We start from the raw sequence: 26,626 nt of genomic DNA, 5'->3' as shown, positions 1-26,626 counted from the left end.
CATCTCTCATGCGTCAGGCACAGCTTTCCCGAGACGCGCCAAATTCATTCAGCGCGTTGCCTGACCTTTTTCTTAGTGGTTTGCGGCTCTCTCCCTCCGCATACTTTAGCTAGGTATTGCAGGGCGGCGTACAATAGGTCTCAATTCGAAAGTTGACGTATAGGCAGGTTTTCTCCTGCGGCGGAGTTGCAGGGTCACGCCGGCACTGTCGAATAGCTTTTCGGCTAATATCAGCTTGCGGGACGAAGCATGGGTATTTGGGCTAACCAGATTGATGGGTCTGCCAGTCAGTGTCGGATTGAATTTGGTTCTGCTTCGATGAGCCTGCACCTGCGTCATGGGCTTCGGGCCGCTGGTCTTGATGTGGTCTGGATGGAAGCACGGCAAGTGAACGCGGCTCGTTCAGCGATGCGTAACAAGACCGACAAAACGCATGCGCGAGGGATTGCAGAGGTGTTGCGATCTGGGTGGTTCAGTAAATTTTTCATCAAGAGCCGCATGGCACACGCGTTAAGAACACTATTGAGAAGCCGCACGGCTGTTCAAAGGAAATGCATCGATTTGACCAACGAAGTCCGCGGCTTGTTCAGGGTCTTCGGCCAGCAATTGCCGTCGCATGTTGATCAGGGGTCTTTCGACGAACGGGTCATACCATTGATCGAGGCAGATCCAGATCTCGCGCGTGCACTTCTGCCGCTCCTAGGTTCACGCGTGATGCTGTACAGAACCTACTGAGAGCTGGATCGCCGGGCAAAGCAGACACTTCCCTCTTGATCTCTGGATAACTGCCACTCGCTGCTGCTCTACGATGTATTACTTTTGGGTGATCTCTCCATAGAGAGCTGAGGTACGGGTTCCGCGCGTATTTAGTCTCGTGTCGAACACATTTCGGCAAGTTTTCAATTGGCGGCTTGAAATAGCAGCTCGTATCCCACAAGCATTTAGTAAATCACTGTCGCATTCGTTAAACGCCTGATGACGGACGTTTTTTTGGACTAAGTGACATAATTTAAAGGATTATGATGCGCACAGTCGTATTGTTTTTTTCGCTTGTCCTCTTGGTGTTTTCTGGAACTGCTCATGCTCAAGGCGTCACCCCTCTTTCTGAGAAAGGCGGATTATACGCAGCCTATGTGGTTCCGAGGGATGACTTCGACCGTGTGGACGTGCAGCTAATTGTTCTATCGGGAGCGTATGATGATCCGGAACCATCCGGTACGGCTCATCTAGCTGAGCATCTGGCTGCGTTTTCAGCGGACGCCACAATACTCAGAAAGCCCCGAGAGCGCGATATCTACGCGACAACGCATAACGTATCAACGGTGTACACGAATTCCGGCGTACCTTCTGACATAGAAATGTTGCTGCAGCTGTCTCGGGCCGTCCTTGACACGCCATCGCTGCCAGAAGGATTTGCGGAAAGCGAAATTGGTATCGTACAGCGTGAAACATTTCTTCGTGAAAGGCAGTCTCCGCTTCGTTGGCTCAGAAGAATTGCACTTCAAAACCTCTACGGCACTTTGCGCGGCCGTGCAGACAACACCATTGAAGATCTTCCGCAATTGAACTTTGAGAAGGCCTATCAGTTTCACAAAACTCACTATACGCCGTCCAATGTGACGTTAATCGTGTCGGGAAAAATTGAACCTAGTAAAGCCGAAGAACTCGTTGCTCGTATATTTGGGGACACAGAACCTTCTGAGGCCCCTCAAAAACGCTGGTTAGACGACAAACCAGACCCTGAGGTTCGGTTTGTTGAACGCATTCGGTCGGACAAGTTGGCGCATGACACAATCCAGTTTGCGAAATTCGTGGACTTCGAAGATCGATCAACCAGTATCGATATGCAGGGCGCATTTTTTATCGCCACCGATGTTTTGAACGAAAGGCTTTACAAGGCCCTGTACTATCAAGACGAGCGCGTTTTCAGCGTCGACGCTGACTGGTTTTTTGCCAAAAATGCGGATCTGGAACTTACCATAGATTTGCACCTAATGCCCGGCTTCAGCTTGGACGCGGCGCATAACCATCTGACAGAAACTCTGGCCAATTTGTTGAACGAACCGATCACCAGGGATGAAATCAATCAAGCGCGCCGGATGCAGGTCGTTGGATCCAGAAATGCCGCGCGCCGGCCCACAGAGTTTCTATCATTCCTGTCGAATGTGGCTTCTGATGGTTTCCCCCCTCTCACACCGACTGTATTTGTCGACATCTTGAACGATACGACAGATCAGGACGTTATTGATTTTGCCGAAAAGGTCATCAAGCCATCAGCCACTTCGGTCGTGTTGGCCGAAAAAGCAGAGTAACATGCAGACATTAAAAAGCCGGTTCATTTCCTCTCTTTTATTGGTTCTCAGCCTGCTGTCAGCGCAGCAGGTCCGTGCGGAGCTGATCGCAACGACCGGTGATGCAAATTTTGCCTATCTGATGCCTCTGGAAAACGGCATTTCTGAGCTCACCTTGGTTTGGCCGATAGATCGACCGACGATAGACCGGGTGGCCGCATTGCGTGCAGGTCTCTCAAGTGTAATTTCTGGAGGAACATCAAGCCGTTCTTCCTACAAAATTGCTGAGTACAAGCAGTTGAAAGGGATCAAGCATTACGTCGAAACAAGTCGCCGTAGTCTGATGCTCACGGTCTCGGCGCCAAACGAAGTCTTTCCAGAGACCATCGTTCACCTCGAAAACCTCTTGCTTGAGGCGGAATACTCGGACGACTGGTATGCAAGAGAGCTGCAGTATTCCAACTCTACCAAGTCTACCAGAACCAGGAGGCCAGAAGATGTTCTGAAGGAAGTGGCGCATTTCCTGGAGTACGAACCTGGCGACGCAGATGCTGAGGTTGGGGGTGGCGAATTTCGTTTTGGTCAACCCATTCAGGCAATCCTAAGATCCGGAGACCAAGAAGTAGAACGCCGCACTCTTCGATTGGTCAGCAAGCTTCCGCGCCTGAAGGGAAAGTGGAATTTGCCTTTCGCAAAATGGGCTGAAGCGTTGATTGGCACGAATGAGGAAGATTTCAGCCTTCCGACGGGTGTCATTCACTTTGCCGATCCTGACTCTACCGAGATGCTGATCCTTTTTGTCAAAGCTGAAGAGTTTGAAGATGAGATTGACCAGGTTGGGACAAATGTCTTGGTGGATTACATCGGTGCCAGTCAAGGATCCGAGATGTTTCGTATTATCCGCCAGGAATTGCGCGCGGCTTACGATCCACGCTCAGACTTCGTTGTCATGGGTAAGAAAAAGGCGATTATCTCGCTAAGCGCCACAGTTGAGGCCGTGAAGTGGCCCGAAGTCTATGAGAGAATAACGGACATTTACCAGAGTGTCCGCAGCGGGAAAATTGAACAAGAAGGTTTGGGGATTCAGTTCAGTCGGTTGGACCGGGCTTACTATCGCGATTTTTTTACTGAGCCTGTCTGGGGTGCGCGACAATACCTGCACGAATATCCCGAGGGTACTGACGGCACTATCGAAATTCCGCTTTTTAGCGCTTTTCAATCACTGTCATTGGAGCAGACGGCAGCAAACTCACGTGAGCTTTTGCCGCCTTTGGAGGATTTCCTCCTTATATTGATCGGAGGCGGAAGCTCACCTTCGGACATCTTGCCGTCAAAAGGTTACTGTGCGCTGCCCAAAAGCACTCCCTTAAGGTTTTGCCTTGATGCGCTGCCGAGTGCTGAAAACCTTTAAACGAAATGCAATTGTAGTTGGCCTTTTGAAAGGAAGCACTAGCCCCTGCGAAGCTCATTCGCCGCGCAAAGCAGTCATAGGTGTTTAGTGCAGCATTGTGCAAATTAGGCTCAGACCGGACTTGCGGCAGTACAGAAAGTTGAAATGGCAGGTTTTCTGCCGATTCAATTCAGCTTTGCAGACAAACAGTGAATTCGCTGAATTTGCTTGAATGTCGGCATTGCTAACGCCTGCCAACCTGATGATCGCCAATCCAGGCGCGCTGATCCCAGGTTGTGATTTCACTCGTCAACCACCTCATCACAGGCCCTTGGCCGGTCGCGTTTATTGTGAGGAAATCCACCGTCCTCAGGATCGCGTTCTGTGCGAATTCGTACTCCAAAACCTTTAACTCGCCGTCTAAGATTTCTCGCTCCACCGAAACGACCGGCAACTCTGCCCAGCCCAAGCCACCTATCACAAGCGCCTTTCTGGTGATCGGGGTACTTGAGATCCAAATGTCCGGGCTGAAAATGCGGTCTCCAGCGATTGAAGCGACTGAACTCGGTTCCACCGCTTGACGGTATTGCGACAGGTCTTTCCGCCCCACGGTCGCCAGTTTAGCCAGCGGGTGGTCAGCGTGACACACAGGCACGACCCTCTGAAACCCGACGCCGAGGCATCTGTAGCTTTGAGCCTCCTTGGGTGCCTCACATACAAAAGCAGCGTCCGCATCACCTGATTGAACTGCCTTGAGAACAGAAGGCCTCGAAAGCTGCTCCACACGGAGTTCTAAGCTTGGGAACCTATCGGCTGTGCCAGTTAACAGGCTTCGAACACGATCCACCAACAACCCATCTTCGACAAAGAAGGAAAACCTGGGCTCAATAGATCCGCTCAGCGCTTCGGCTTGCCCTCGGAGCATGTCCATGCTGCTCAATACCGACCTTGCGTGCTTCAGCAATGACTCACCGGCATCCGTTAACACGGGGCGATAGCCATCTCTGTGGAATAGCGACAGATCCAGATCGATTTCCAGATTGGAGATCGTCGCGCTGACCGCAGATTGTGCTTTGCCCAGTTTTCGCGCAGCGGCAGAGAACGAACCACACTCAACTGCGGTGACAAAAGCGCGTAACTGCTCGATCTCGGGCATTCGTAACTCCATCGGAAAATCATATGGACTTTAACTTTCTATATCTATCCTTCCTCTGATTAAAAAAGCGTCTGATCAAGAGATTTCTGCATTGAGGGCACACGGTATGAAAGCGCACTCCCCTTTGAGCTTGGCAGCGGTAATTGCGTGCACATTCACTGTCGGCACAGCGACCGCGCAAACAACAGCCTGCAATACTGCTTTGGACATTGATCTGCCATCGGAGTGCGAAGACGTGAAAGTTACCCATCCGGTCCATGGGCTTGAGAATTTTCGCGAACTCACAACTCCTGATGCGGGGATCAGGCCCGGTGTGCTCTTTCGCTCGGATCAGTTGGATGGCCTTTCCGATGCCGCCATTGCCGAGCTGAATGGCCTCGCTATCGAGACCATCGTTGATTTGCGTACCCCGGAAGAACTGGAAACGCACCCAAACGCGCAGATTCCTTCGGTGGATTTCAACGCCAATCTGCCCATTGGCTCGGATCCAGCCGACATCGCCAAGATCATGCCCATCGAGATCGCGTCTCAAATCCGCCCAATGTGGTTTGACGGCAAGTTCGATGAGATCGACCAGATGCTTGCGGATCACGATGTCGACCTGCGCCAGATCAGGATTGACCGCTACCGGGACTTTGCGACCAAGTTTGATCCGCAGGTGTCCCGGTTCCTGCATCTGCTCACCGATGCGAACAACTTTCCGATGCTATTTCACTGCGCAGGCGGAAAGGACCGCACAGGATACATGGCGGCCGTCACCATGTTGACGTTAGGCTATTCCGAAGAGGATGTCGTGCGCGATTACCTGACCTCCAATGCCTTCACCTACGACGAGCTCGAGCAACTGGTTGGCAAGGGCCCCCACTCGCTGCGCCCGGCCTTCGGTGCGCATCCGGAACAAATCACAGCCTCTCTTCAGGCGGTCAAGGATGCTCATGGCTCTTTTGACACTTATCGCCGCGATATTCTTGGCATCAGTGATAAGGAGGTGGAGGCGATCAGGCAAAACCTACTCGTGCAGAACTGAGGCGCTGACAAACGAAAAAAACGGTTTTCTAATTGCCGACAATCGTACGACCTGAAGCATCAGTTGCTTCGGGCTCGAAGCAGTCAATCGATGCGGATTGCAAAACGCAGCATCACCATCAAAAACAGCTATCTAAACAAGAAAGGACCTGCCAGCGTCACCGCCAACAGGCCCTTGAAAAACCCTTATTGGGTTAACAATCACATCCGCGATGCAACGTTTTCCCAGTTCACCAGATTGTCGAGGAAGTTCGACAGGTAAGCCGGACGCTTGTTGCGGAAATCGATGTAGTAGGAGTGCTCCCACACGTCGCAACCCAGCAACGCGGTTTGACCAAAGCACAGCGGGTTCACGCCGTTTTCAGTCTTGGTCACAGCCAACGAACCGTCTGCGTTCTTGACCAGCCACGCCCAGCCCGAGCCGAACTGACCGGCACCAGCAGCGCTGAACTGCGACTTGAACTCGTCAACCGAGCCAAAGCTTTCAGTCAGTGCTTTTTCAAGCTCACCGGGCATTGCGTTGCCGCCGGGCCCCATCATTTCCCAGAACTGGTTGTGGTTCCACAGCTGGCTGATGTTGTTGAAGATGCCGTTTTGCGCGACGGCGTTTGCGTCGTAGGTGCCAACGATGATCTCTTCCAGCGACTTGCCGTCCCACTCGGTACCAGCGATCAGCTTGTTGCCGTTGTCGACATAGGCCTTGTGGTGCAGGTCGTGGTGATATTCCAGTGTTTCCGCGGACATACCCTTGGCTGCCAGCGCGTCATGTGCATAAGGAAGATCAGGAAGTTCAAAAGCCATATCGGCCCCCTGTTAAAAATGTAAGTTGCGGTTCCCAAGGTTAAATGCTTTGGCAGCCGCCGCAGGTCAAGAGCCGAGACAAGAAAACCCGGAGGCAGGCGATGCTTACACAGGCGCGCAAGATGTTTTACCGCGCCCGCGGATACTATGCGGGCCAGCTAAATGGCGAGCCGTTTCGACTGGACCCATATCATTCGAAATTCTGGCGCAAGGTGTCAGATGGCAAGTGGGAGCCTGAAACCTTCGCGGTGCTCGACAGGTTTCTGTCGGCTGATCGGGATTATCTGGACATCGGTGCGTGGATTGGCCCCACGGTTCTGTACGGTGCCCGCCAAGCGCGGCACGTCTGGTGTTTCGAACCGGATCCGACGGCTTTTCGGCATTTGGCCTGGAACCTCGACCTGAACGACATCCGCAATGTTTCGGCCTTTGGCGTGGCGTTGTCGGATCAGTTCGGAGTGGCCCGCATTGCGTCGGTGCGCGGCGAGCCGGGCGATTCCACCAGCTCACTTTTGCATGACGGAACACATGGCAACGACGCTTTGACGATCGCATGGGACCAGTTCGAGGCCGCGAATGACCTGTCGGGTGTCTCGCTGGTCAAGATGGATATTGAGGGGGCTGAGTTTTTTGTACTGCCAACGATCCTGCCCTGGTTGAAACGGACGCGACCTACTCTCTACCTCTCGCTCCACTCGCCTCTTTTGGCTGAAGAGGACAGACACCAGCGGACCTCAGACCTGCTGAAAAGTCTCTCCTTTTACTCTGAAATTACTGACGAAACCGGGCGCCCGCTGGATGTTCTGAAAGCCCTCAGTCCAACGGAAATGACACGGTACCGTACGGTTTTGTTTACTGGCTAGAAGGCAGCCATGAGCCCTGTCGAAGTAGGTGTTTCCCCACTTGCAACCCAGGTGTGAGCTTGTTGAAGAGCTCCCACGGAATAGTTTGATGGGTAACCAAAATGAAAGCTTCGCTTACGGCGATTGCTGCGATGATTGTTTCCGCGCAATCAGCTTTAGCTGGTACCGACGAAAACAAATGTGAGATTACGAAGACGGACGGCCATAGCTGGATCGCGCCCGAGTATCACTTTCAGGTAGACACCAACACTCGTGAAGCCCAAGTTGTCAGCGGCCATCACGATTGGACCAGCGCCAAACTCAAAGTGAAAAACAGTGGCGAATACCGCATGTTTTGGAACGTCGACCTCCGGTCAAGCGAAGGGCAAAGCCTGCGTATGAAATATCAGGCAGATCTTAATTCAGCGAAAAACACGGTCAAAGTCCGCGCCAGTTTTGCGCACATAAGCGCTTCTAACAAGCCTTATGGTTCCGGAGTATGCAGCGTAACCACCGGGTAAAGAAAGCCCCGGTGTGGCCGGGGCTTTTCACTTCACTTCGGTTCAGTAAACCCCGACTTCGCTGCCGGGCTGCGCCGCAACTTTAAGCAGCTTGAACACGTAGTCTGCGGCCGACCGGAAACAGACAACACGGAAGGTATCGGCGTCATCCATCCAGAACGCCCCTGCCACCTGCGCCAGACGCGAACGGCGGATCTGGCCTGGCTGAAATGCCTCAGCCGACAGCTCCACCGGGGCAAGTTTGCCCAGCACCTCACGCGCATTGCTGCCCGAGATACGGAACACCGCGCGGGCGTCCGAGACGTTGACGGCCAACGCGTGTGCACCGCTCAGCGCGTTGGTCATGGTCGCCAGTTTGGCCTCAACCTCGGCGTAGGGAACAAGCACCAGTAATTCATCGGTGGACATCCAGCAAACGCCGGACTCACCGTCGACCAGAGCTTCGCGCTGACCGGGCATTTTTTGACCCGTTGCGTCCTTGACAGCCTTGGCCAACACCTTGTCGGACAGGTCGCCGCGCAGGGTAATCATGCCCTGCAGGCCACATTCCTGGACCTTGGCAATGCCATCATAGCTTGCGTGGTTCAGTGCGCTGATGGGTTCAGACATTCTGCTTCTCCCCGTCCTTGTCGAAGAAGATCGGGTCCACGATCTTAGCTTTGTAGGTTTTGCCATCGGTGCCCGGGAATTCGACGATCTCGCCCATGCGGTCTGGACCGTGCTTGATCAGACCCATGGCGATGCCTTTTCCGAGGTTGGCCGAGTAATATGTCGAGGTAACGCGACCGATCATGTTACGCTGACCGTTGGCGTTGACGCCCTCACCGACTGCGTAAGCTCCGTCAGGGATGACAGAACCATCCACAGTCTCAAGACCAACCAGTTTCCAGCGGTCTGGATCGGCCATGTGGCTGCGCGAATGGGCGCGTTTACCGAGGTAGTCCTCTTTCTTTTTCGAGAGCGCCCAGTGCAGCCCCAGATCTTGCGGGATCACGGTGCCGTCGGTCTCGTCCCCGATCATGATAAAGCCCTTTTCAGCCCGCAGAATGTGCAGACACTCGGTGCCGTACGGCATAACTCCGAACTCTTTGCCTGCCTCCATCAGAGCGGTCCAGAAGGCTTGCCCCTGGCTGGCCGGGACCGAGATTTCGCAGCTCAGTTCACCTGAGAATGAAATCCGGTAGACACGGCAATCGAAACCACCGATCTGCCCATCGCGCCACTCCATGAATGGCAGCGCCTCAGCGCTGACATCCATGCCGCCCAGCTTTTCAAGCAGCTTGCGGGCATTGGGGCCGACCACTGCCACCTGAGCGTACTGCTCGGTCACGTTGGCGACGTAGACTTTCCAGTCCCACCACTCGGTCTGCAACCATTCTTCCATATGGGCATGGATGCGTTCGGCTCCGCCGGTGGTTGTGTGGCACAACCAGGTATCCTCGTCGATGCGGGCGACAACGCCGTCATCGATCAGGAACCCGTTTTCCGAGCACATCAGGCCATAGCGGCATTTGCCGATCTTCAGCGTGGACATCATGTTGGTGTACATCATGTCCAGGAATTTGCCGGCATCGGGGCCTTTGACGATCAGTTTGCCAAGTGTCGAGGCATCCAGCAGGCCGAGATTATCACGGGTGTTCTTCACCTCGCGATTCACGGCGTCATGCACGGATTCGCCGGGTCGCACATAGGCATAGGTCCGGCGCCAGTGACCGACCGGTTCCCAATCGGCGCCGTTCTTGTCGTGCCAGTCATGCATCGGTGTCTGACGGATCGGCTGGAACACCTCACCCCGCGCTTCGCCGCCAATCGCACCCATCGAGATAGGGGTATACGGCGGGCGGAAGGTGGTGGTGCCAACCTTCGGAATTTCCGACTCCAACGCATCAGCTAGGATCGCCAGACCGTTGATGTTGCTCAGTTTACCCTGATCCGTCGCCATGCCCAGCGTGGTGTACCGTTTGGTATGTTCGACGCTTTCATAGCCTTCGCGCGCGGCCAGTTGAACGTCCGAAACCTTGACGTCATTTTGGAAGTCCAGCCACGATTTCATGCGTAGCTGCACGTCGGCGTTGGCGGGCATCAGCCAGACCGCTTGCATAGCGGCCTCTTGCGTGGCCTCACCAGCCGGAGCCTTGGTGTTCTTTGGCTTGAAGCCAGCTGCTTTGGCGGCCGCTTTGCCCGCAGCGTGCGCGTCCGTCAGAACATCGCCCAATGCCAGAGCGCCATTAGACGCACCAGCAGCCACAACAAATCCCTCGCCGTTCGCGCCCAGTGGTGGCCGTGCCGGATCGGGGCGGAAATGCGCGTGCGCCTCGTCCCAAATCAACTTGCCGCCGCAATGCGACCACATGTGAACAACCGGGGACCAACCGCCAGACATGGCAACCGCGTCGCACTCAACTTCTTCGCGAGCGCCACCGATGCCTTCCTGATTGCAGATCTCGACCTTTTTGACGCGCTTGCCGCCTTTGACTTTAGCAATGGCCTTGCCGGGGTCGACCCGGATGCCAAGCTGTCGCGCCTCTTCTGCCAGTGGTCCAGCCGCAGCGCGTGCATCGATCACACGCAGAACATCGACACCTGCCTGTTTGAGGATGATCGCTGTGCGATATGCGTCGTCATTGTTGGTCGCGACGATTACACGTTCGCCCGGGGTTACGCCCCAATTCACCACATAGTCGCGCATGGCCGCGGCCAGCATGACACCCGGCACATCATTGCCCGCAAATGACAGCGGACGTTCGATTGCACCTGTCGCAGTGACGACCTGCTTGGCCCGGATACGCCACAGGCGATGGCGTGGACCTTGTGTGCCCGGTTTATGGTCGTTCAGACGCTCATACCCCAGCACATAACCATGGTCATAGACGCCCGCGCCCATGCAGCGGTTGCGCATGATAACGTTGTCCATTGTTTCCAATTTGGAAACCAATTGTTCCACGAACTTATCCACAGGCTCATCATTGATGGTCCCGCCATCAACCGGAGCGCGCCCACCCCAATGCGCGGTTTGCTCGATCAGCAGAACTTTCGCACCGGTCTCGGCCGCCGCCTTGGCCGCTTGCAACCCGGCGACACCGCCACCGATCACCAGAACGTCGGTGAAGGCGTAGAAGTGCTCGTAGGTGTCTGCGTCGCGGTTGTCTTTGTCGGGTGCTTTACCCAGACCGGCCGACCGCCGGATGATCGGCTCATAGACGTGTTTCCAGAATGGCTTGGGGTGAATGAACGTCTTGTAGTAGAAGCCCGCTGGCAGGAACCGCGCCAGCGCTGTGTTCACGGCACCGATGTCGAATTCCAGGTTCGGCCAGTGGTTCTGTGAAATTGAGGTCAGACCGTTGAACAGCTCGGTCGTGGTGGCGCGCTGGTTCGGCTCGAACCGGTTACCCTGCCCCAGGCCGACCAGCGCGTTCGGCTCTTCCGCGCCGCTGGCCACAACACCGCGCGGGCGGTGGTATTTGAACGACCGGCCCATCATCATCTGGTCATTGGCCAGCAGGGCCGAGGCAAGCGTATCGCCCTCGTACCCCTGCATCGAGGTGCCGTTGAAGGTGAAGGTGACCTGTTTCGACCGGTCAATCAGCCGACCTTGTTTTGCGAGACGGGTGCTCATGTTGCTGACCTTTCGCAGGCGGAATTAGGGATGGCAGCGTGGATCATTCGTACTCTCTCCACGTCCAGCCAGGACGCTTTGCAGTGATCGCGTCCTTGAGTTCTTTCGGCGGCTCGGTGGTCTGGGCGGAATAGGTTCCGAACACTTCGAGCGTTTGTGTGCAGCGAGCGGCGTGGAACCACTTGCCGCAGCCGTTGCTGTGGCGCCAGCGTTCGAAATGAACGCCTTTGGGGTTTTCACGCATGAACAGGTAGTCGTGGAATTCGCCATCCGACGAGCCGGGACCGAAGCGTTTCAGATGCGCCTCACCTCCGGCGGATAGTTCAGATTCTTCGGCGTCAACGCCACAGTAGGGGCAATTCAGGATCAGCATTTGTTCATCACACCTATTTTCATTGAGTAGGTACGGGCTGTTCTTCGACAGCCAATGGAACCATGTTTTCAAAGTGGAACATGGCTTCGATGGGGATAGTGATGGCGTTCGGGCGCACTCCGACAATGTCATCCGCAATCTGATACGCAATCATTCCAGCAGCATTCAATGTGGAAACGATCGATCCCTTGGCTTCACGATTGCCAACATTGCATTCGATCAAGGCAACCTTGGCTTCGAGGCTGGAAAAGTCGACGCTGTTTAGGACAGTGACTTCGTGTCCCTCAACGTCCACCACAAGTACATCAGCTTTGCGAGTTCCATGCTCAGTCAGAATATCATCCAAACGTCTGGTACGCACTTCTGTGCTGACAACCGCGCTTTCCGGAATGGTTAATCCCTGTTTACGATTGGCACGTTGCACCGCGCTTTCCATTCGACCTTTTTCGACGGAGGCACATCCACGCAACCATCCCGGGCAGCTGCTCTTCAGGCGTTCATCCATATGATACAATGCCATCTTACCCGGTGTCTCAGAAACCGCAGCGTTCACCAAGACAACGTTTGGATTATTCCCATGCAAGCCCTCAAGTTCCTGGAAGTACACCGGATGCGGTTCAATGAGCACACCTGACCAAGTGTCTTTTGACCAATAGCGAAAAAGCGGGTCTTCCAGCTTACCGTCATTTGCACCGACTTGGACAACGTGCACGTGCTCGGCCCGAGCATCCAAACAGGCAAGCAGGAAGTCCCGCATGGCAAGCTTGGATTTGCGGGGTCGCCCCGGCACGGAAGTCGGTAGGTCGTTCAGGTTCACAGCCGTGCTCCTTGCGCCAAACGAACGAAGCCACAAGCGCGATCTGACGGTATCGCAACGCAACTATTGTGTGCAGGGGAATATGCAGGGATTAACATTAGTCCACACATCAGTGTGCCACCCCGGCCGCGACGCTTTCGTCGATGAAGCGGCCCTCTTTGAAGCGGTCCAGCGTAAAGGCTTCGGTCAGCGGTGAGTGACCTGTGGCCATCAGCTGCGCCATGCCCCATCCCGATCCGGGGATCGACTTGAAGCCACCCGTGCCCCAGCCACAGTTGATAAAGCAACCGCCCAAAGGCGTTTTTGACAGGATCGGAGACCGGTCGCCGGTCATGTCCACAATCCCGCCCCACTGGCGCAGCATTTTCAGGCGCGAGATCATCGGGAAGGTTTCGACCAGTGCGCGAACGGTTTCCTCAATATGATGGAAGCTGCCGCGCTGGGTGTAGTTGTTGAAAGCATCAGTGCCGCCGCCGATCACCATCTCACCCTTGTCGGACTGTGACATGTAACCATGCACGGTGTTGGCCATCACCACCACGTCCATGCAGGGCTTGATCGGCTCGGACACCAACGCCTGCAGGGCAATCGCCTCAAGCGGCAAACGGAATCCCGCCATCTCGGCCAGCTGACCGGAATGGCCCGCAACCACCATACCCAGCTTGTCGCAGTCAATCGAACCTTTGGTGGTGTCGACACCGACAACACGGCCATTCTCGGAACGGACACCCTTGACCTCGCATTGCTGGATGATGTCCATGCCCATTGCGGAACATGCGCGCGCATATCCCCAAGCCACGGCGTCGTGACGCGCGGTACCTCCGCGTTCTTGCCACAATGCGCCCAGAACCGGATAGCGTGGACCGTCGATGTTGATGATCGGAACCAGCTCCTTAACGCGCTCAGGGGTGATCCACTCGGTCTGAACACCTTGCAACGCGTTGGCATGAGCCGTGCGCTGATAGCCGCGAATTTCGTGCTGAGTCTGGGCCAGCATCATGACGCCACGGGGGCTGAACATGATGTTATAGTTCAGTTCCTGACTCAGATCTTCGTACAGGCTGCGCGCTTTTTCGTAGATCGCTGCCGAAGGGTCCTGCAGATAGTTTGAGCGGATGATCGTCGTGTTCCGACCGGTGTTACCACCGCCCAGCCAGCCCTTTTCGATCACAGCGACATTCTGGATGCCGTAATTCTTACCCAGGTAATACGCAGTCGCCAGACCATGGCCGCCCGCACCGACGATGATTACGTCGTATTTCTTCTTGGGTTCGGGCGAACGCCAGGCGCGCTCCCATCCGGTGTGATAGCGCAACGCTTCGCGCGCTACAGCAAAGGCTGAATAGTGTTTCATAGGCGAATCCATCCGGTTCGGTGATTGCGCGAAGATATGCCGCGTAACGCTAGCGCGCCCCTGCCGTTCAACGCCATAATATCGCACTATTGCGACATAGGCCCCATTATTGCGACATGAAGGCGACCAGCGGCCATTTGTCCCTTTTGTCGACCCGCCGAGAGGTCTAAGTCAGGACAGCCAATTCGGAGAAACCATGTCGTTCTGGGTCCTGATCATCCTAACCGCTGCTGTGATTGCAGTGTTCCTGGGCTATTCCATCCTGCGAACGCGCGACGCACGCGAACCCGCAGCGGCGTATGACCTGCGGGTTTATCGCGAACAGCTGGCGAGCGTCGATAAGGATCTGGCCCGAGGTGTAATCGGCGAAGCAGACGCCGAGCGTGTTCGCACGGAGATTTCACGTCGTATTCTGGCCGCAGACGCCCAGATGCAGGCACAGTCGACTCGACCGGGACCGCCACTTTGGGCCTCTGTCACCGCGATCGCAGCCGTGGGTCTTATCCTGGTCGGCGGTGCGGCTTGGATGTATGACCGGATGGGTGCGGCGGGGTTGCCGGATCAGCCCCTGTCGCTGCGTATTGCGCAGGCGGAAAACTTGCGCGCGGAACGCCCCAGCCAGGCTGAATTTGAGGCCACCACAACACCTGCGCCTTTGCCTCAGCTGGAAGAGAGCTATGCCGCGCTTTTGGAGCAGTTGCGTGAAACCGTCGAAGCGCGTCCCGATGATCTGCAAGGTCATATTCTGCTGGCGCAGCACGAGGCGAACGCAGGCAACTTTCCGGCCGCTTACAAGGCGCAGCAGCGCGTGATCGAACTGTCCGGTGACGCTGTCCCAGCAGATGCTTATTCGCATCTGGCCGAAATGATGATCCTGTCGGCGGGTGGATATGTATCCCCCGAAGCCGAAGCTGCATTGCGCGAAGCGTTGAAACGCGATCCGCGACATGGTCCGGCACTGTATTATCTGGGCCAAATGATGGTGCAGGTCGGGCGCCCCGACATCGGGTATCGCATCTGGACCGACGCGCTGCGCAACGCACCAGCTGGCGCGCCATGGGTCGACGCAATTCTGGCCCAACTGGATGAGCTGGCGTTTCGCGCTGGCGTGTTCAACGCGCCTGAGATGTCAGCCCCGGCAGGCCCCGGCCCGAGCCAGGAAGACGTCGAGGCTGCGGCCGCGCTGACCCCGGAAGAAAGGCAAGAGATGATCCGCGGCATGGTCAACCAGCTATCAGATCGGCTGGCTACCGAAGGGGGCGCGCCCGAGGATTGGGCCCGTCTGATCGCGGCACTGGGGGTTCTGGGCGAAGGACAGCGCGCCATCGACATCAGGAACGAAGCCATGGCAGTCTTTGCCGACAATGCCGATGCCCTTGCAATCATCGACGCCGCTGCGCTTCAAGCAGGTATCGCACAATGATTTATGACGAATTCGAAGACTTCGCCGCTGCATTGTCACCCATGACTGCCCTGATGGGGTTGGATTTGGGCGAAAAAACCATCGGCGTGGCTGTGTCCGACCGGATGCGCGGCGTGGCCAGCCCGCTTGAGACCGTACGGCGCAAGAAATTTACCCTGGATTCGGCCCGATTGCTGGAAATCATCGCGGATCGCGAGATTGGTGGTGTTGTGCTTGGCCTGCCCAAAAACATGGACGGAACCGAAGGCCCCCGGTGCCAATCGACCCGCGCTTTTGCCCGAAATCTGTCACGTCTGACCGAAGTTTCGATCGGATTCTGGGATGAACGGCTCAGCACGGTAGCGGCAGAAAAGGCACTGCTTGAGGCGGATACGACACGAAAACGTCGCGGACAGGTTATCGATCACGTCGCGGCGGGCTATATTCTGCAAGGAGCGCTGGATAGGCTGCGCTTTCTTTAAGGGCGACGGGGTACACCGATGACAAACATGGTCTGGAAAAGGAACGAGGTCGAAAGCCCTTGCATCCAGATATGCGTCGTGCACCCGACCGAGCGCATCTGTACTGGTTGCTATCGCACCATTGATGAGATCACACGCTGGTCGAAAATGGGCAGCGATGAACGTGCTGAGATCATGGAAGATCTGCCCGCGCGCAAGCCACGCCTCGCCAAACGGCGCGGCGGACGCGCGGCGCGCATGAACAAATCCTGATATCCACTTCTGGCTTTTAGGCTGAGTTCGCGCTGCTGCGGGTTGGTCTGAACTCCGAGGGGGGATCAAGTTCGAAGACATGCGTAAGTGAGTGGCAACCCACAGCAGCGCCTTTCAGCAAAATGGTCTTCCGACGTGGTCAGGCGGAAGAACGATTCAGGTTTAAGCGATTTTTGACCGACCGATCAAGAAAAATTGAACGGTCGGTAAATTAACCTTACGTAATGGTAAAGTAAGGCGAGAACTGGCGCCGTGATCAGCATCGCCCTACCCCGCCGCAAGCCAGGATTTTGCGTTTTCGAAATCCTCAGAAGGGAAGAATTGCGTGCGGGCACCCAGAACGTGACTGGCGACACGCTGCGCCATATGTTGCCACGCTTTGTCCCCCACTATGGCGGCGCGATCCAGCATTCCCACATGCCCTCGGGCCAAGCGGAAATGTGCGGCCAGTGCGGTCAGCCCCTGCCAGCCGTCAAACTCGCGCAGGTCGATCAACAGACGGAACTCGTTCTTTGAACTCAGCAAGGTATCCAGATCACGCTCAGCCTGTTGGTATTCTTCGGGGTCCAGTTCGCCCATCAGGCTGATCTGCACGCAGGGTCCGCCCAAATCGGTCACATGGATGGCCCCCAGAGACTCGCGCATCCAACGGCGCGCGGCCTCAAGTTCCGAAAGTTCAAACACATGAACGGGGCATGGCAGGATCGGCGCGGCCAGACGGATGCTTGTCTGTACCCAGCCCTGATCAGCCGCAACCGCGATACGGTCAAACCCGCGCCAGTGGCTGAGACCCAGCTTGGTATCGGACCACGCGGCCCCAAGATCATAGCCTTTGAACTCTGGCTGCACGATTGCCAGCAGACGCACCGCATCATGCGCCTCAAGCGCCGCTTCGATCGCGGGGACCAATGTCTCGCTGTAGTCTTTGCTTGTCACTTCGCCGGACAGCTCGACCTCGATCTGGGCCCCATCAGAATCCGTGTGAACCGTAATCATCGAAAATCTCCAAACCTGAATAATGGCAACAGGTTAGGAGGATTCGATCCACTCGGCTACTCCCCCGGCGCATTCGGGGCGAAAATAGGCGATCATCCGTCCATCCGGGCCAGCGGTCGCCGCCTCGGCCCAAGGCGCGACGCCGTGCAGGCAGTGGCGATGCAGTAGATAGGCCTCACCCGGTTTTGCTGGCAGCTCGATCCGGGGGCAGGTCTCAAACACCTCGCGACGGGCCGCCTGATATATGTCGGTTACGTCGATCAAGTGGAGGCTGTCCTTTGGTTGGCCTTTCATCGCTTGTGCGAACGCAGCCCCCAGTATCTTGTGGCTGCCCTCCCACAGAACCATCGGCGCGGCATCCGTGCTGGCCTCGGTCAGCGGGATGCCAAGAATCCATGCGTGCGGTTCATCCACCCGGCGTCGACGATCCGGCCCCATGGGGCGCAATCCATCCACATGCGCCGCATCACGGTTCCGCCGGTATCTGCTGGCCGCTTCACCCTCGCCGCGACGTGGTCGGGGGTAACCGGGATAAACGACCGAGACCTGCCCCTTGTGCAGTGGCAACCGCCCATAGTGTTCAGAGATAAAGTCCATGGCCTTTCCCGACAAAACGTCCGATCGCGCCACCCTGCCCTCTGGATCGTTGTCCAACGCGTCCACACCGATGAACCATGTGCCTTCGCAATCCAGCCATTCCGCATAGACCGGATCTGTGACCGAGGCGCGGGCTTGCGGCAAAGCATGTTCAACCCATCGGGCAAGCGTCGGGTCGTGCGGAAACCTGATCCAACCTTTGTCCCAAAAATCGGTCACAGCCCCAGCGCCTTACGCAGCATATTCAGGGCGACCAGCGTTAGGAAAACCGCGAACACACGCTTCAACGGCTTGGGATCCATCGCATGCGCCAGCTTTACGCCCCAGGGCGCAGTGATCATCGTCATGGCTACAACAATTGCAAAAGCGATCAGGTTGACCGCGCCGATTGTGTACGGAGGGCGGTGTTCAGGCGCGATGTCCAGGAACAGGAAGCCCAAAACCGAAGGCACCGCGATGATCACACCAAACCCGGCCGCCGTTGCAACCGCCCGATGAATGGGCGCGTTGAACAGGCTCATCAGCGGCACGCCAAAGCTGCCGCCGCCAATGCCCATCAGAACTGAAAGGAACCCGACCGAAGGTGACAAAACGGCCCGCTTCACGCCTTTTGGCATCGCATCACCAAGCCGCCATTCTGATTTACCCAAACCCAGATATGCGCCAATGACCATACCCAACACGCCGAACAACGCCTGCAACGCCTCGGTTCGCAGTGCCGAAGCGACCAGCACTCCGACAATGGCCCCCACTGCAATTCCCGGCCCCCAACCGCGCAGGATATCCCAGTCCACCGCGCCTTTCTTGTTATGCGCCAGGACGGATCGTAGTGATGTGATGATGATGGTTGCCAGCGAGGTCGCAAGACACAGCTGCATCAACTGTGGGCCGCCATATCCAAGTGTTTGGAACGCATAGAAAAACGCGGGCACCAAAACGATGCCGCCGCCGACACCCAGCAAGCCAGCCAAGACACCGGCCAGCGCCCCGATTACAAGCAAAAGGCCCAACATCTGGGCCAGTAACATCGTCTCGGGCATCATCCCCCCAAACCGGCCATTTGGCCGTATTCCGTTCTCGTCAAACCTCTGCCAAAGGCGCGATACTGTCCAGAGCTTGCAGCATCACTTCGGGGCCTGCCCCGTCGTGGACCGCGCCCTCGGAAAGGGCTCGACGCCACGCGCGCGCGCCGGGACGTCCGGCAAACAGGCCCAGCATGTGACGCGTGATCTGGTGCAGACGCCCGCCCCCGGCAAGGTGGTTTTCGACATAGGGCACCATTTTGTGAACGACATCAATCGGATCAGCCACCTGACCGCCGCCAAAAATCAAGGCATCCGCCTCGGCCAGAATATCCGTGGGTTGATGATAGGCCGCGCGGCCGATCATAACCCCGTCCAATCCGGCATCCAGTTGCGCCTTCGCCTGATTCAAAGACGTGATACCGCCATTGATTGAGATATGCAGGTCCGGGAACGCCCCCTTCATCCGGTGCACAAGATCATAGTCCAAGGGCGGGATATCCCTATTTTCCTTAGGGCTAAGCCCTTGCAGCCAAGCCTTGCGCGCGTGGATTGTCACACGCTGGCATCCGGCCTCATGAATGGCCTGCAGAAACTCAGGCAGGACCTGTTCCGGATCCTGATCATCAACCCCAATACGGCATTTGACAGTGACTTCAACATCAACCGCATCGCGCATCGCGGCAACGCAGTCGGCAACACGGACGGGGTCCTTCATCAACACGGCCCCGAAAGTGCCCGATTGCACCCGATCCGAGGGGCAACCACAATTCAGGTTGATCTCATCATACCCCGCTTGCGCGCCCAACCGGGCCGCCTGCGACACTTCCTCTGGGTCTGAACTGCCCAATTGCAGCGCGACGGGGTGTTCCTGCGAACTGAAGTCCAACAAATGCAATGCGCCACCCCGCACCAACGCCGGGGCGGTTACCATTTCCGTGTAAAGAAGTGTCTGCTGACTGAGCAGTCGGTGCACAAATCGGCAATGCCGGTCTGTCCAATCCATCATCGGCGCAACCGACAGCCTCGCGGCCTTGGTGACAAGGCCTTTGGAAGCCGGTTGGCGCTGCGAAACAGGGTTTGACGGTGCGGTCATGGATGGGTCTCGGTGTACACTGAATAGGTGGCTTACTGTACCGGACGGCGTTTCGCAACCAAGGGCGCTGTGGTCAAGACGCGTACCTAAAAGGCACTCCAGCACAAAAAGAAAGGGCAGGTCTTTCGACCTGCCCTGCGCGATTGCACCGATTGGGAAGAGTGGGTGCGCCTCGCGGCGTTTGCTTACTTGGCAGCAGCGGCTTTCTTGGCAGCTGCTGTCACGTCGTTGGTGGCTTTTTTGACGGCCGCGGTTGTGTCTTCGGCGACGTCTTTGCCAGCTGCCATCAGCAGCTCAACGGTTTCGGACTGAACTTTTTTCGCGATCTCTGCGAAGGCTGCCATGTTTTCAGCTGCAACTTCAGCCGATGCGCTGGCGAAGTCGGTGGCCGCTTTGGCGTAATCTGCAGGCTCTGCCTTGGCTTTCGACATCTCGGTCAGCTTGGCCAGGGTGTCCTTGGTCCATTTGTTCGAGATCTCAGCCGACTTTTCAGCCGCTTCCAGTGCAACACCCGACAGCTTTTCGTTCAGCGTCGCGGTCGATTTGAAAGCACCTTCCAGAGCGGTGGTGTCAACGGGGAACGCGCCCATAACGTCTTTCAGGGTCGCGGTGAAATCTTGCGTCTTTGCCATTGTTCTAAATCCTTTTGCCGAACCGGGCCCACCCCGGTTTTCATCAGCTTGAGGACAATATGGATGCCGCACCGCAGCATTGCAAGAGTTTTATTGCTGCACTGCGGAATTCTTCCACGAAATACCTTAAAATCAACCGCTTACCTTAACCTGCACATAGGTCACCGACGCCGGCTAAACGTGTCCGCCCTGTGAGCCCAACCGTTCTATTACATTTTAGGAACGCGGCACACGGGACTACGGCAACACCTGGTTTTTCGGTTGGGCGCTAGCCACCTCATGACGAATTTGAGGAGGTTGGTTTGCCTGTCGTCCTGCTTATGATCCTAAAGAATGAATTGAGATGAGGAACCGGGCTGAAGCCATCCGTGGTAACACCAAAGTTAATTTCACCCTAAAAATGGTATTCCCAACACAAGCCGGGTTCAGTCAGAGTACGCAGGGCCAAGTTCTCCTGGTCCAAGATGCGTGTTGCGTTTTCTTAATTTCAGCACCCTCAGCCTCAATCGAAATAGCGTCGAGCGATCTGGCTCACATTGATGTTTTACGGAGATGGTATGGACCGACCATTGTCATTGTGGATTTCACCTCTTGTTCGCCTGATCCGCCCAAATGGATTTCGTTGGGAACGAAACTGCGATTGTTGTCCACAACGCGGCCGATCTGGATGCAGGTATCTCTATGATCATCATGGTTTGAGCATAGGATGTATCCATGCCGCAAGGACAACGCGTATGCGTTGAAAACAAAACAGGCTGCAATGATGCACAAACAAACACCGAATGGTTACTTAAGCGATCCGACCCGCGCCTCTTTTTTTCATGACGTAGTGCTTCGCAATACGGCGGATGGCTTTCCTGGCAATTGCCGAACCCTGTGCAGCATAAATCCGATGAACTTGTGCCGGACGTGCGCCAATCAGGTCACCTCGCGGGCAGTATTTTCTTCGAACAACCCATTGAAGCCCGAATAGACTTGGCGTGAATCCAACCCTTGTATCCGGATAGATGACTAATGGAATTCTCCCCCCTCCGGTCGACAGAAAACTGATACCAAGGACGTAGTGGAGCCCGTCCAGCAAAGCTGGACAGATTGTCAGATTGTGCATCTTTGGCGCACAGACCCAGCTACGGTCGTTCATCCCGAACCTAGGTTTAGACTAGCGCGGTTCTGGTCTTTTTCTGACCAAGCGCCCGCGTCTTCACCACCATATCATCAGCAAAAACAGCCTCACCCTGTGACACTATAGGCTCGTATGGCATCTGCCAGTGGTTCCAGCACGGCAATGGACTGGCCCACCCAGTCGGTCAGGATCGAGCGTTCCAGATCGATACCATCGTGGTATTAATTCTGGGTAGAGTGGAAGGTAGTCCGCATACTTTGAGGCCAGTATATGGGCCGACAAGCCTGGCCCTGATCGCTAGCGTTCTATCGGGTGCGAGTGAGGTGCGGATTGAATAAAAGCCACACAATCCGGACAAGCCTTGCCGGGCCAGACGCTACAGTTCACGACAAACCGGCCCGAAACATATTCCAGTTCTTCGGTCACATCTTCGCCCAGAGACTTCAGTATTCGGCCACAATGCGTGCATTCCTTCCCTAGCGAAAGGATCTACTGCTGCCGATCTAGATGCTCAGGAAACGGTTTGCGGCTGTGTTGCCGGGTGGGCTTGCTTTCTTCAACAGTAGGCGTGAGATCAGCCTGTACCTTGGCTCACGTTGAAATCCGTTTATCTTCTTCGAACGAAAGTTAGCGCTGAATCAGGTTCTCCAAATTGACCCGTAGCGATGCCGGTTGTGGCCAGTCAGTTGTTGCTGGAGCTTCTCTATCGCCAACGCCTGAGAGTTGACCTCGACCGCCAGCAGCACTTTGGTTCGGCGCAGTTCGGCAGGGTCATTGGATCCGATGTCAATGTCATTCGGCATCGCTGATCATGTACTGGATCGGCGAAGCCAGGTGAATCCTAAAAAGGACAAAAGACCTATGTTTATTGATCTATTCCGTGTTGAGCCGCGGTCAGGTCTATTGCGGCAGCCGCCGGTCGATGCCCTCCAGCAACATCGACGAGTGCGCAAGCGTCACGCTGATCTTGCCATCCTTCGCTACGGGCCACATAAATCGGCCTTTCTCCAGCCGCTTAGAGAGCAAGGACCCTAGCTGATATCTCACCAGATGATCTTCAGAAAATGGCCACAACGGCCCCCGGAACCAATCGCCGCTGGCAAAAAGACCGGCTGTACCAAATGCGTAAGTTTGAGATCACCGGACGGGTACAGCTGAACGGAGGTACAAGCCGGCATAAGATCAACCAACGAGCAACCAAAAATTGTTGCAATCCCCAACCCACGAGCATCATCACAGACTGTGGTATGTTTCCCACTGGATCAGCCAGCTTTCCCAAAACAAACAACGTATCATCCTGGAGGCTGACGATTTGGCACCCGTTGTTCGGTGGCGACACAGGCCTGCAGTACATTCCACTGCTCCAGCAGGGTACCGGGTAGAACAACGCTCAGCGCCTAACCCTCAACCGTTGTGAATCCTTGGCGGAACGGTTCGGTCGCGCCTGCGTCTGTTGAGACATAGCGCGGGCCAACGATGGCGCGGAAGTTGGCTATGAGGGCTTTATTGGTCATGCCGCGTTCCGCTGCACTTTGCCCAGATCCGTCGCTGGTTCACGGACGCGCAGGTTACCGCGCGTCAGTTGATCGATCCGCGTAACGCCCATCAGCTTCATATCGCGCTCGATCTCAGCCCGCATCAATCCCAACGCCCGTTCGACACCCGGTTGGCCAGCGGCGGCCAACGGATACAGATAGTGCCGCCCTACCCCGACCGCCTTGGCGCCCAGCGACAACGCCTTGAGCACATGGGTCCCGCGCTGAATTCCGCTGTCCATCATCACGTCCACACGGTCGCCGACCGCATCGACGATTTCGGCCAACTGGTCAAACGGGGTGCGCGAGCCGTCCAACTGTCGACCGCCATGGTTTGAAAGGATGATTCCGGTACACCCGATCTCAGCCGCGCGGCGTGCGTCCTCGACTGTCATGATACCTTTAAGGCAGAACTGGCCATCCCACTCACGCACCATCTCGGCCACATCATCCCAGTCCATCGACGGGTCCAGCATATCGGTGAAATAGCCGCCGATCGAGCTGGCACCGCCACCCATATCCACATGTTCATCCAGCTGCGGCAGGCGGAACTTTTCATGCGTGACATAATTGATGCCCCACATCGGTTTGACCGCGAATTGGATCATCCCACCCAGAGTCAGGCGGAATGGGATCGAGAATCCCGTTCGCAAGTCACGTTCACGATTGCCGCCGGTAATGCTGTCGACGGTCAGCATCATGACCTCGACGCCCGCCTCTTTGGCGCGCTGCATCATGGCAGAGTTCAGGCCGCGATCCTTGTGGAAGTAGAACTGATAGACCTGCGGGTTCTTATGCTTCTGGCGCAATTCTTCTACCGAAACAGTGCCCAGCGACGACACACCAAACATGGTCCCGAATCTCTCGGCCGCCGCGGCCACTGCACGCTCCCCCTGATGGTGGAACAACCGTTGCAGCGCAGTCGGCGAGCAATAGACCGGCATATCCAGCTTTTGGCCCATGACCGTGACGGACATGTCCACGTCTTTCACCCCGCGCAGAACGGAGGGCAACAGATCACATCGTTCAAACGTCCGGGTGTTTTCGCGATACGTCACCTCATCGTCCGCGCCGCCGTCGATGTAGTTAAAGATCGGCCCCGGCAGGCGGCGCTTGGCCAGCCTGCGGAAGTCCTGGAAGTTATGGCAGTCCTTCAGGCGCATGTCTCTTCCTCCTTAATAGGCGACAGATGGCAACCAGGTGGCAAGCGTGGGCCACAGGAAGACAAGCGCCAGCCCGGTCAATTGCAGTAAGACAAACGGAATGATGCCCTTGTAGATATGGGTCAGTTTTATCTCGGGCGGGCAGACGCCCTTGAGATAGAACAACGCGAAACCAACAGGCGGCGTCAGAAAGCTGGTTTGCAGCGTCACCGCCACCAGAATGACGAACCACACCAAGGCTGGTTCATCCAGAACACCGAAACCTGGGATGTCGATGCCCAGCCCATTTACGATGGGGCGCATCAGGGGCAGCACGATCAGCGTGATCTCGATCCAGTCCAGCACAAAGCCCAGCAGGAAGACGATGAACAGGATGAAAAGGATCGTGCCATTGGCCCCAAAGCCGGTGGACTGCACGACATGTTCAATCAACTCATCCCCACCGAGTTCCCGCAGGACATAAGAGAATACGGTCGCTCCCAGGAAGATCGCAAAGATGTAGGCGGTGGTGTTGAAAGTCGATACCAATACGTTCCAAAGCTTGGCGAACGTCAATTTGCGATACCCCAGCGCCAACAGCGTCGCGCCCAGCGCACCGATCCCCGAGGCTTCGGTCGGTGTCGTCAAACCGGCAAAGATTGAACCCAGAACCGCGAGGATCAGCAATAGCGTCGGTATGACTGCGATCAGAACGTCCTTCACGGCGGCCCAGTCTGGGGCCGTTGCGCCCTCGGGCACAGGAGCCGCATCGCGATTCACCAATGCCAGGATGAAGATGTAAGTCAGGTACAGGCCACCGATGATGACGCCCGGGAAGACCGCAGCCATGAACAGATCGCCCACAGACAAAGCCATCTGGTCTGCCATGATCACCAGCATGATTGACGGCGGGATCAGGATGCCCAGCGTGCCAGAGGCTGAAACCACCCCAGCGGCCAAGGTGGGCTGATACTTCTGCTGCATCATTGACGGCAGTGACAGAACGCCCAGCAGCACAACGGAAGCACCGATGATGCCCGTAGAGGCTGCCAGAATGATCCCGATTAGCGTGACCGTGATCGCCAGACCGCCACGCACGGTGCCAAACAGGCGCTGCATCGAAGACATCAGACGTTCGGCTACGCCGCTTTCGTCCAGCATCAGGCCCATGAAGATGAACATCGGCAGGGCCACCAGAACTGCGTTGGACATGGTCGCATAGACACGGTTTACCACTGCGCCAAGCGTCAGGTAATCCAGCCCGGTGAACGTGCTCTCAAGCCCCGTCCACAGCATCAAGTCGTTGTCAAAAAGATAGGCCAGCCCGCAATATGCAACGCCGACCCCGGCCAACACCCAGGCCACAGGATATCCGGTAAATAGCAGCGCAATGAATGTCAGGAACATTGCGATGACCAGTTTTTCCTCGGTCGTTTCGACCAGAAAAGTCAGGCCAACGCAGACAGCTGCGAATACAGCAAGGACCAGCAGAATGCGACGCAGCGATGCGCCATCGCGCTCTGATGCCGGTCCGTACATCAACGCGTGCCCATCATGGATCAGCCGCGCCATCGCAGCCAAGCCCAGCAGAACAAAACTGATCGGAATGACCGCCTTGAAGGCCCAGCGCGCAGGCAGACCAGTGGGGCTGTCCGAGCGCTCGCTAACGCGGAAGCTTTCGTAAAAATAGTCGTACCCCTGATCGATCATCAGATAGATGAACGGAGTCAGCAGGGTCAGGATGCCGGTCACTTCTATCACTCGCTGCGCGCGACGGGACAGTTGCATGTGCAAAACGTCAACGCGCACATGGCTGTCTGTGATCAAGGCATAGGATATGCCGATCATCGTGACGATGCCGTAAAAGTGCCACTGGATCTCGTCCAGTTTGGGATAGTTCTGGCTGAACAGATAGCGCAGCGAGACCTGACTGAAAATCGCGGCCATCAACAGGACATTGGCCCACATCACTACGTGCCCAACGGCTTTGACACCTGTATCAATAGCAACGGCGATCTTCTGACGGTCGGTGTCGGGATGTTCCAGGATGCCTTCATAGGCTTCGACTGGATCACTTAGGGTCTTTTGCGTGGCCATGGGTAATCCTCGCTCAGTTGACCGGCGCGAGCGCGGTCAAGGGAATGCAGGTATAAAATCCTG

At 56.2% G+C, this 26,626-nt stretch carries 26 protein-coding genes; 9 read left to right on the top strand and 17 right to left on the bottom strand.

Features of this window, described 5'->3' with window-relative positions:
- Positions 1-249 precede the first annotated feature (249 nt).
- The 3 genes from AC2FI8_RS05460 (at position 250) to AC2FI8_RS05450 (ending at position 3,702) form a co-directional block, all read left to right on the top strand.
- Entirely contained in the window at positions 250-735 is a 486-nt protein-coding gene (locus AC2FI8_RS05460; RefSeq protein ID WP_496740469.1) for an IS110 family transposase, read from the top strand.
- A 287-nt stretch (positions 736-1,022) separates the two neighbouring features.
- Positions 1,023-2,312: a M16 family metallopeptidase gene (locus AC2FI8_RS05455; protein WP_496777658.1), complete on the top strand. Its 1,290-nt coding sequence runs from the start codon at positions 1,023-1,025 to the stop codon at positions 2,310-2,312.
- 1 nt (position 2,313) lies between these two features.
- Positions 2,314-3,702 carry a hypothetical protein gene (locus AC2FI8_RS05450; RefSeq protein WP_496766933.1) on the top strand — a complete coding sequence of 463 codons (1,389 nt, stop codon included), beginning with the start codon at positions 2,314-2,316 and terminating at the stop codon, positions 3,700-3,702.
- A 223-nt stretch (positions 3,703-3,925) separates the two neighbouring features.
- Here the strand turns inward: AC2FI8_RS05450 and AC2FI8_RS05445 are convergent, their stop codons facing one another.
- Complete coding sequence (locus tag AC2FI8_RS05445) at positions 3,926-4,837, bottom strand: LysR family transcriptional regulator (protein ID WP_496777656.1); 912 nt, start codon at positions 4,835-4,837, stop codon at positions 3,926-3,928.
- Between the two features lie 202 nt (positions 4,838-5,039).
- Between AC2FI8_RS05445 and AC2FI8_RS05440 the strand changes: the two genes are divergently transcribed.
- The gene (locus tag AC2FI8_RS05440; protein ID WP_496777654.1) at positions 5,040-5,864 is read left to right on the top strand and encodes a tyrosine-protein phosphatase; all 825 of its coding nucleotides are present in this window, start codon (positions 5,040-5,042) and stop codon (positions 5,862-5,864) included.
- Between the two features lie 200 nt (positions 5,865-6,064).
- Here the strand turns inward: AC2FI8_RS05440 and AC2FI8_RS05435 are convergent, their stop codons facing one another.
- On the bottom strand, positions 6,065-6,664 hold the full coding sequence (locus AC2FI8_RS05435; protein WP_113789565.1) for a superoxide dismutase: 600 nt from the start codon (positions 6,662-6,664) through the stop codon (positions 6,065-6,067).
- Between the two features lie 101 nt (positions 6,665-6,765).
- On the opposite strand from AC2FI8_RS05435, the gene AC2FI8_RS05430 reads away from it, so the two are divergent.
- Positions 6,766-7,527, top strand: a complete 762-nt coding sequence (locus AC2FI8_RS05430; protein ID WP_496777652.1) for an FkbM family methyltransferase — start codon at positions 6,766-6,768, stop codon at positions 7,525-7,527.
- Between the two features lie 101 nt (positions 7,528-7,628).
- The gene (locus AC2FI8_RS05425; protein ID WP_496723547.1) at positions 7,629-8,027 is read left to right on the top strand and encodes a hypothetical protein; all 399 of its coding nucleotides are present in this window, start codon (positions 7,629-7,631) and stop codon (positions 8,025-8,027) included.
- A 42-nt stretch (positions 8,028-8,069) separates the two neighbouring features.
- Here the strand turns inward: AC2FI8_RS05425 and AC2FI8_RS05420 are convergent, their stop codons facing one another.
- From AC2FI8_RS05420 to AC2FI8_RS05400, 5 genes are all read right to left on the bottom strand, one after another.
- Positions 8,070-8,636 carry a sarcosine oxidase subunit gamma gene (locus AC2FI8_RS05420; RefSeq protein ID WP_496723548.1) on the bottom strand — a complete coding sequence of 189 codons (567 nt, stop codon included), beginning with the start codon at positions 8,634-8,636 and terminating at the stop codon, positions 8,070-8,072.
- The gene (locus AC2FI8_RS05415) at positions 8,629-11,643 is read right to left on the bottom strand and encodes a sarcosine oxidase subunit alpha family protein (protein ID WP_496777650.1); all 3,015 of its coding nucleotides are present in this window, start codon (positions 11,641-11,643) and stop codon (positions 8,629-8,631) included. Before AC2FI8_RS05415 ends, AC2FI8_RS05420 begins: the two co-directional genes overlap by 8 nt.
- Before the next feature lie 43 nt (positions 11,644-11,686).
- Entirely contained in the window at positions 11,687-12,016 is a 330-nt protein-coding gene (locus tag AC2FI8_RS05410; protein ID WP_109311456.1) for a sarcosine oxidase subunit delta, read from the bottom strand.
- A gap of 19 nt (positions 12,017-12,035) precedes the next feature.
- Positions 12,036-12,833, bottom strand: a complete 798-nt coding sequence (locus tag AC2FI8_RS05405; RefSeq protein WP_496777648.1) for an FkbM family methyltransferase — start codon at positions 12,831-12,833, stop codon at positions 12,036-12,038.
- A 109-nt stretch (positions 12,834-12,942) separates the two neighbouring features.
- Positions 12,943-14,187, bottom strand: coding sequence for a sarcosine oxidase subunit beta family protein (locus tag AC2FI8_RS05400; RefSeq protein ID WP_108860433.1), 1,245 nt, complete (start codon positions 14,185-14,187; stop codon positions 12,943-12,945).
- A gap of 196 nt (positions 14,188-14,383) precedes the next feature.
- Here AC2FI8_RS05400 and ccmI point away from each other — a divergent pair, with 196 nt between their 5' ends.
- From ccmI to AC2FI8_RS05385, 3 genes are read left to right on the top strand one after another with little or no spacing between them, the layout of a single operon-like run.
- A complete protein-coding gene (ccmI, locus tag AC2FI8_RS05395; protein ID WP_496777646.1) occupies positions 14,384-15,610 on the top strand; it encodes a c-type cytochrome biogenesis protein CcmI in 1,227 nt (408 codons plus the stop codon).
- Positions 15,607-16,071, top strand: a complete 465-nt coding sequence (gene ruvX, locus AC2FI8_RS05390; protein WP_496777644.1) for a Holliday junction resolvase RuvX — start codon at positions 15,607-15,609, stop codon at positions 16,069-16,071. Before ccmI ends, ruvX begins: the two co-directional genes overlap by 4 nt.
- A gap of 18 nt (positions 16,072-16,089) precedes the next feature.
- Entirely contained in the window at positions 16,090-16,323 is a 234-nt protein-coding gene (locus tag AC2FI8_RS05385; protein WP_496740481.1) for a DUF1289 domain-containing protein, read from the top strand.
- Positions 16,324-16,590: 267 nt separating this feature from the next.
- On the opposite strand, the gene AC2FI8_RS05380 is transcribed toward AC2FI8_RS05385, so the two are convergent.
- The 10 genes from AC2FI8_RS05380 to AC2FI8_RS05335 all read right to left on the bottom strand — a co-directional run bounded on the left by AC2FI8_RS05380 (position 16,591) and on the right by AC2FI8_RS05335 (position 26,563).
- On the bottom strand, positions 16,591-17,319 hold the full coding sequence (locus tag AC2FI8_RS05380) for a SpoIIAA family protein (protein ID WP_496777642.1): 729 nt from the start codon (positions 17,317-17,319) through the stop codon (positions 16,591-16,593).
- A gap of 33 nt (positions 17,320-17,352) precedes the next feature.
- Positions 17,353-18,135 (bottom strand): hypothetical protein, encoded by a 783-nt coding sequence (locus AC2FI8_RS05375; protein ID WP_496740483.1) that lies wholly within the window; start codon positions 18,133-18,135, stop codon positions 17,353-17,355.
- Positions 18,132-18,956: a sulfite exporter TauE/SafE family protein gene (locus AC2FI8_RS05370; RefSeq protein WP_496740484.1), complete on the bottom strand. Its 825-nt coding sequence runs from the start codon at positions 18,954-18,956 to the stop codon at positions 18,132-18,134. Before AC2FI8_RS05370 ends, AC2FI8_RS05375 begins: the two co-directional genes overlap by 4 nt.
- A gap of 40 nt (positions 18,957-18,996) precedes the next feature.
- Complete coding sequence (gene dusA / locus AC2FI8_RS05365) at positions 18,997-20,034, bottom strand: tRNA dihydrouridine(20/20a) synthase DusA (protein WP_496723560.1); 1,038 nt, start codon at positions 20,032-20,034, stop codon at positions 18,997-18,999.
- Positions 20,035-20,219: 185 nt separating this feature from the next.
- Positions 20,220-20,666, bottom strand: coding sequence for a phasin family protein (locus AC2FI8_RS05360; RefSeq protein WP_496723562.1), 447 nt, complete (start codon positions 20,664-20,666; stop codon positions 20,220-20,222).
- A gap of 1,420 nt (positions 20,667-22,086) precedes the next feature.
- Positions 22,087-22,278: an IS66 family transposase zinc-finger binding domain-containing protein gene (locus tag AC2FI8_RS05355; protein WP_496767051.1), complete on the bottom strand. Its 192-nt coding sequence runs from the start codon at positions 22,276-22,278 to the stop codon at positions 22,087-22,089.
- Between the two features lie 149 nt (positions 22,279-22,427).
- Positions 22,428-22,592 (bottom strand): hypothetical protein, encoded by a 165-nt coding sequence (locus AC2FI8_RS05350; RefSeq protein ID WP_496766918.1) that lies wholly within the window; start codon positions 22,590-22,592, stop codon positions 22,428-22,430.
- A gap of 97 nt (positions 22,593-22,689) precedes the next feature.
- On the bottom strand, positions 22,690-22,782 hold the full coding sequence (locus tag AC2FI8_RS05345) for a hypothetical protein (RefSeq protein WP_496777802.1): 93 nt from the start codon (positions 22,780-22,782) through the stop codon (positions 22,690-22,692).
- Positions 22,783-23,299: 517 nt separating this feature from the next.
- On the bottom strand, positions 23,300-24,487 hold the full coding sequence (locus tag AC2FI8_RS05340; RefSeq protein ID WP_496777641.1) for an alpha-hydroxy acid oxidase: 1,188 nt from the start codon (positions 24,485-24,487) through the stop codon (positions 23,300-23,302).
- 12 nt (positions 24,488-24,499) lie between these two features.
- Positions 24,500-26,563 carry a TRAP transporter large permease subunit gene (locus AC2FI8_RS05335; protein ID WP_496723565.1) on the bottom strand — a complete coding sequence of 688 codons (2,064 nt, stop codon included), beginning with the start codon at positions 26,561-26,563 and terminating at the stop codon, positions 24,500-24,502.
- Between the last annotated feature and the right edge of the window lie 63 nt (positions 26,564-26,626).

Source organism: Ruegeria sp. CDSB029, from assembly GCF_059611125.1.
This window is presented reverse-complemented; position numbering and strand designations above follow the sequence as displayed.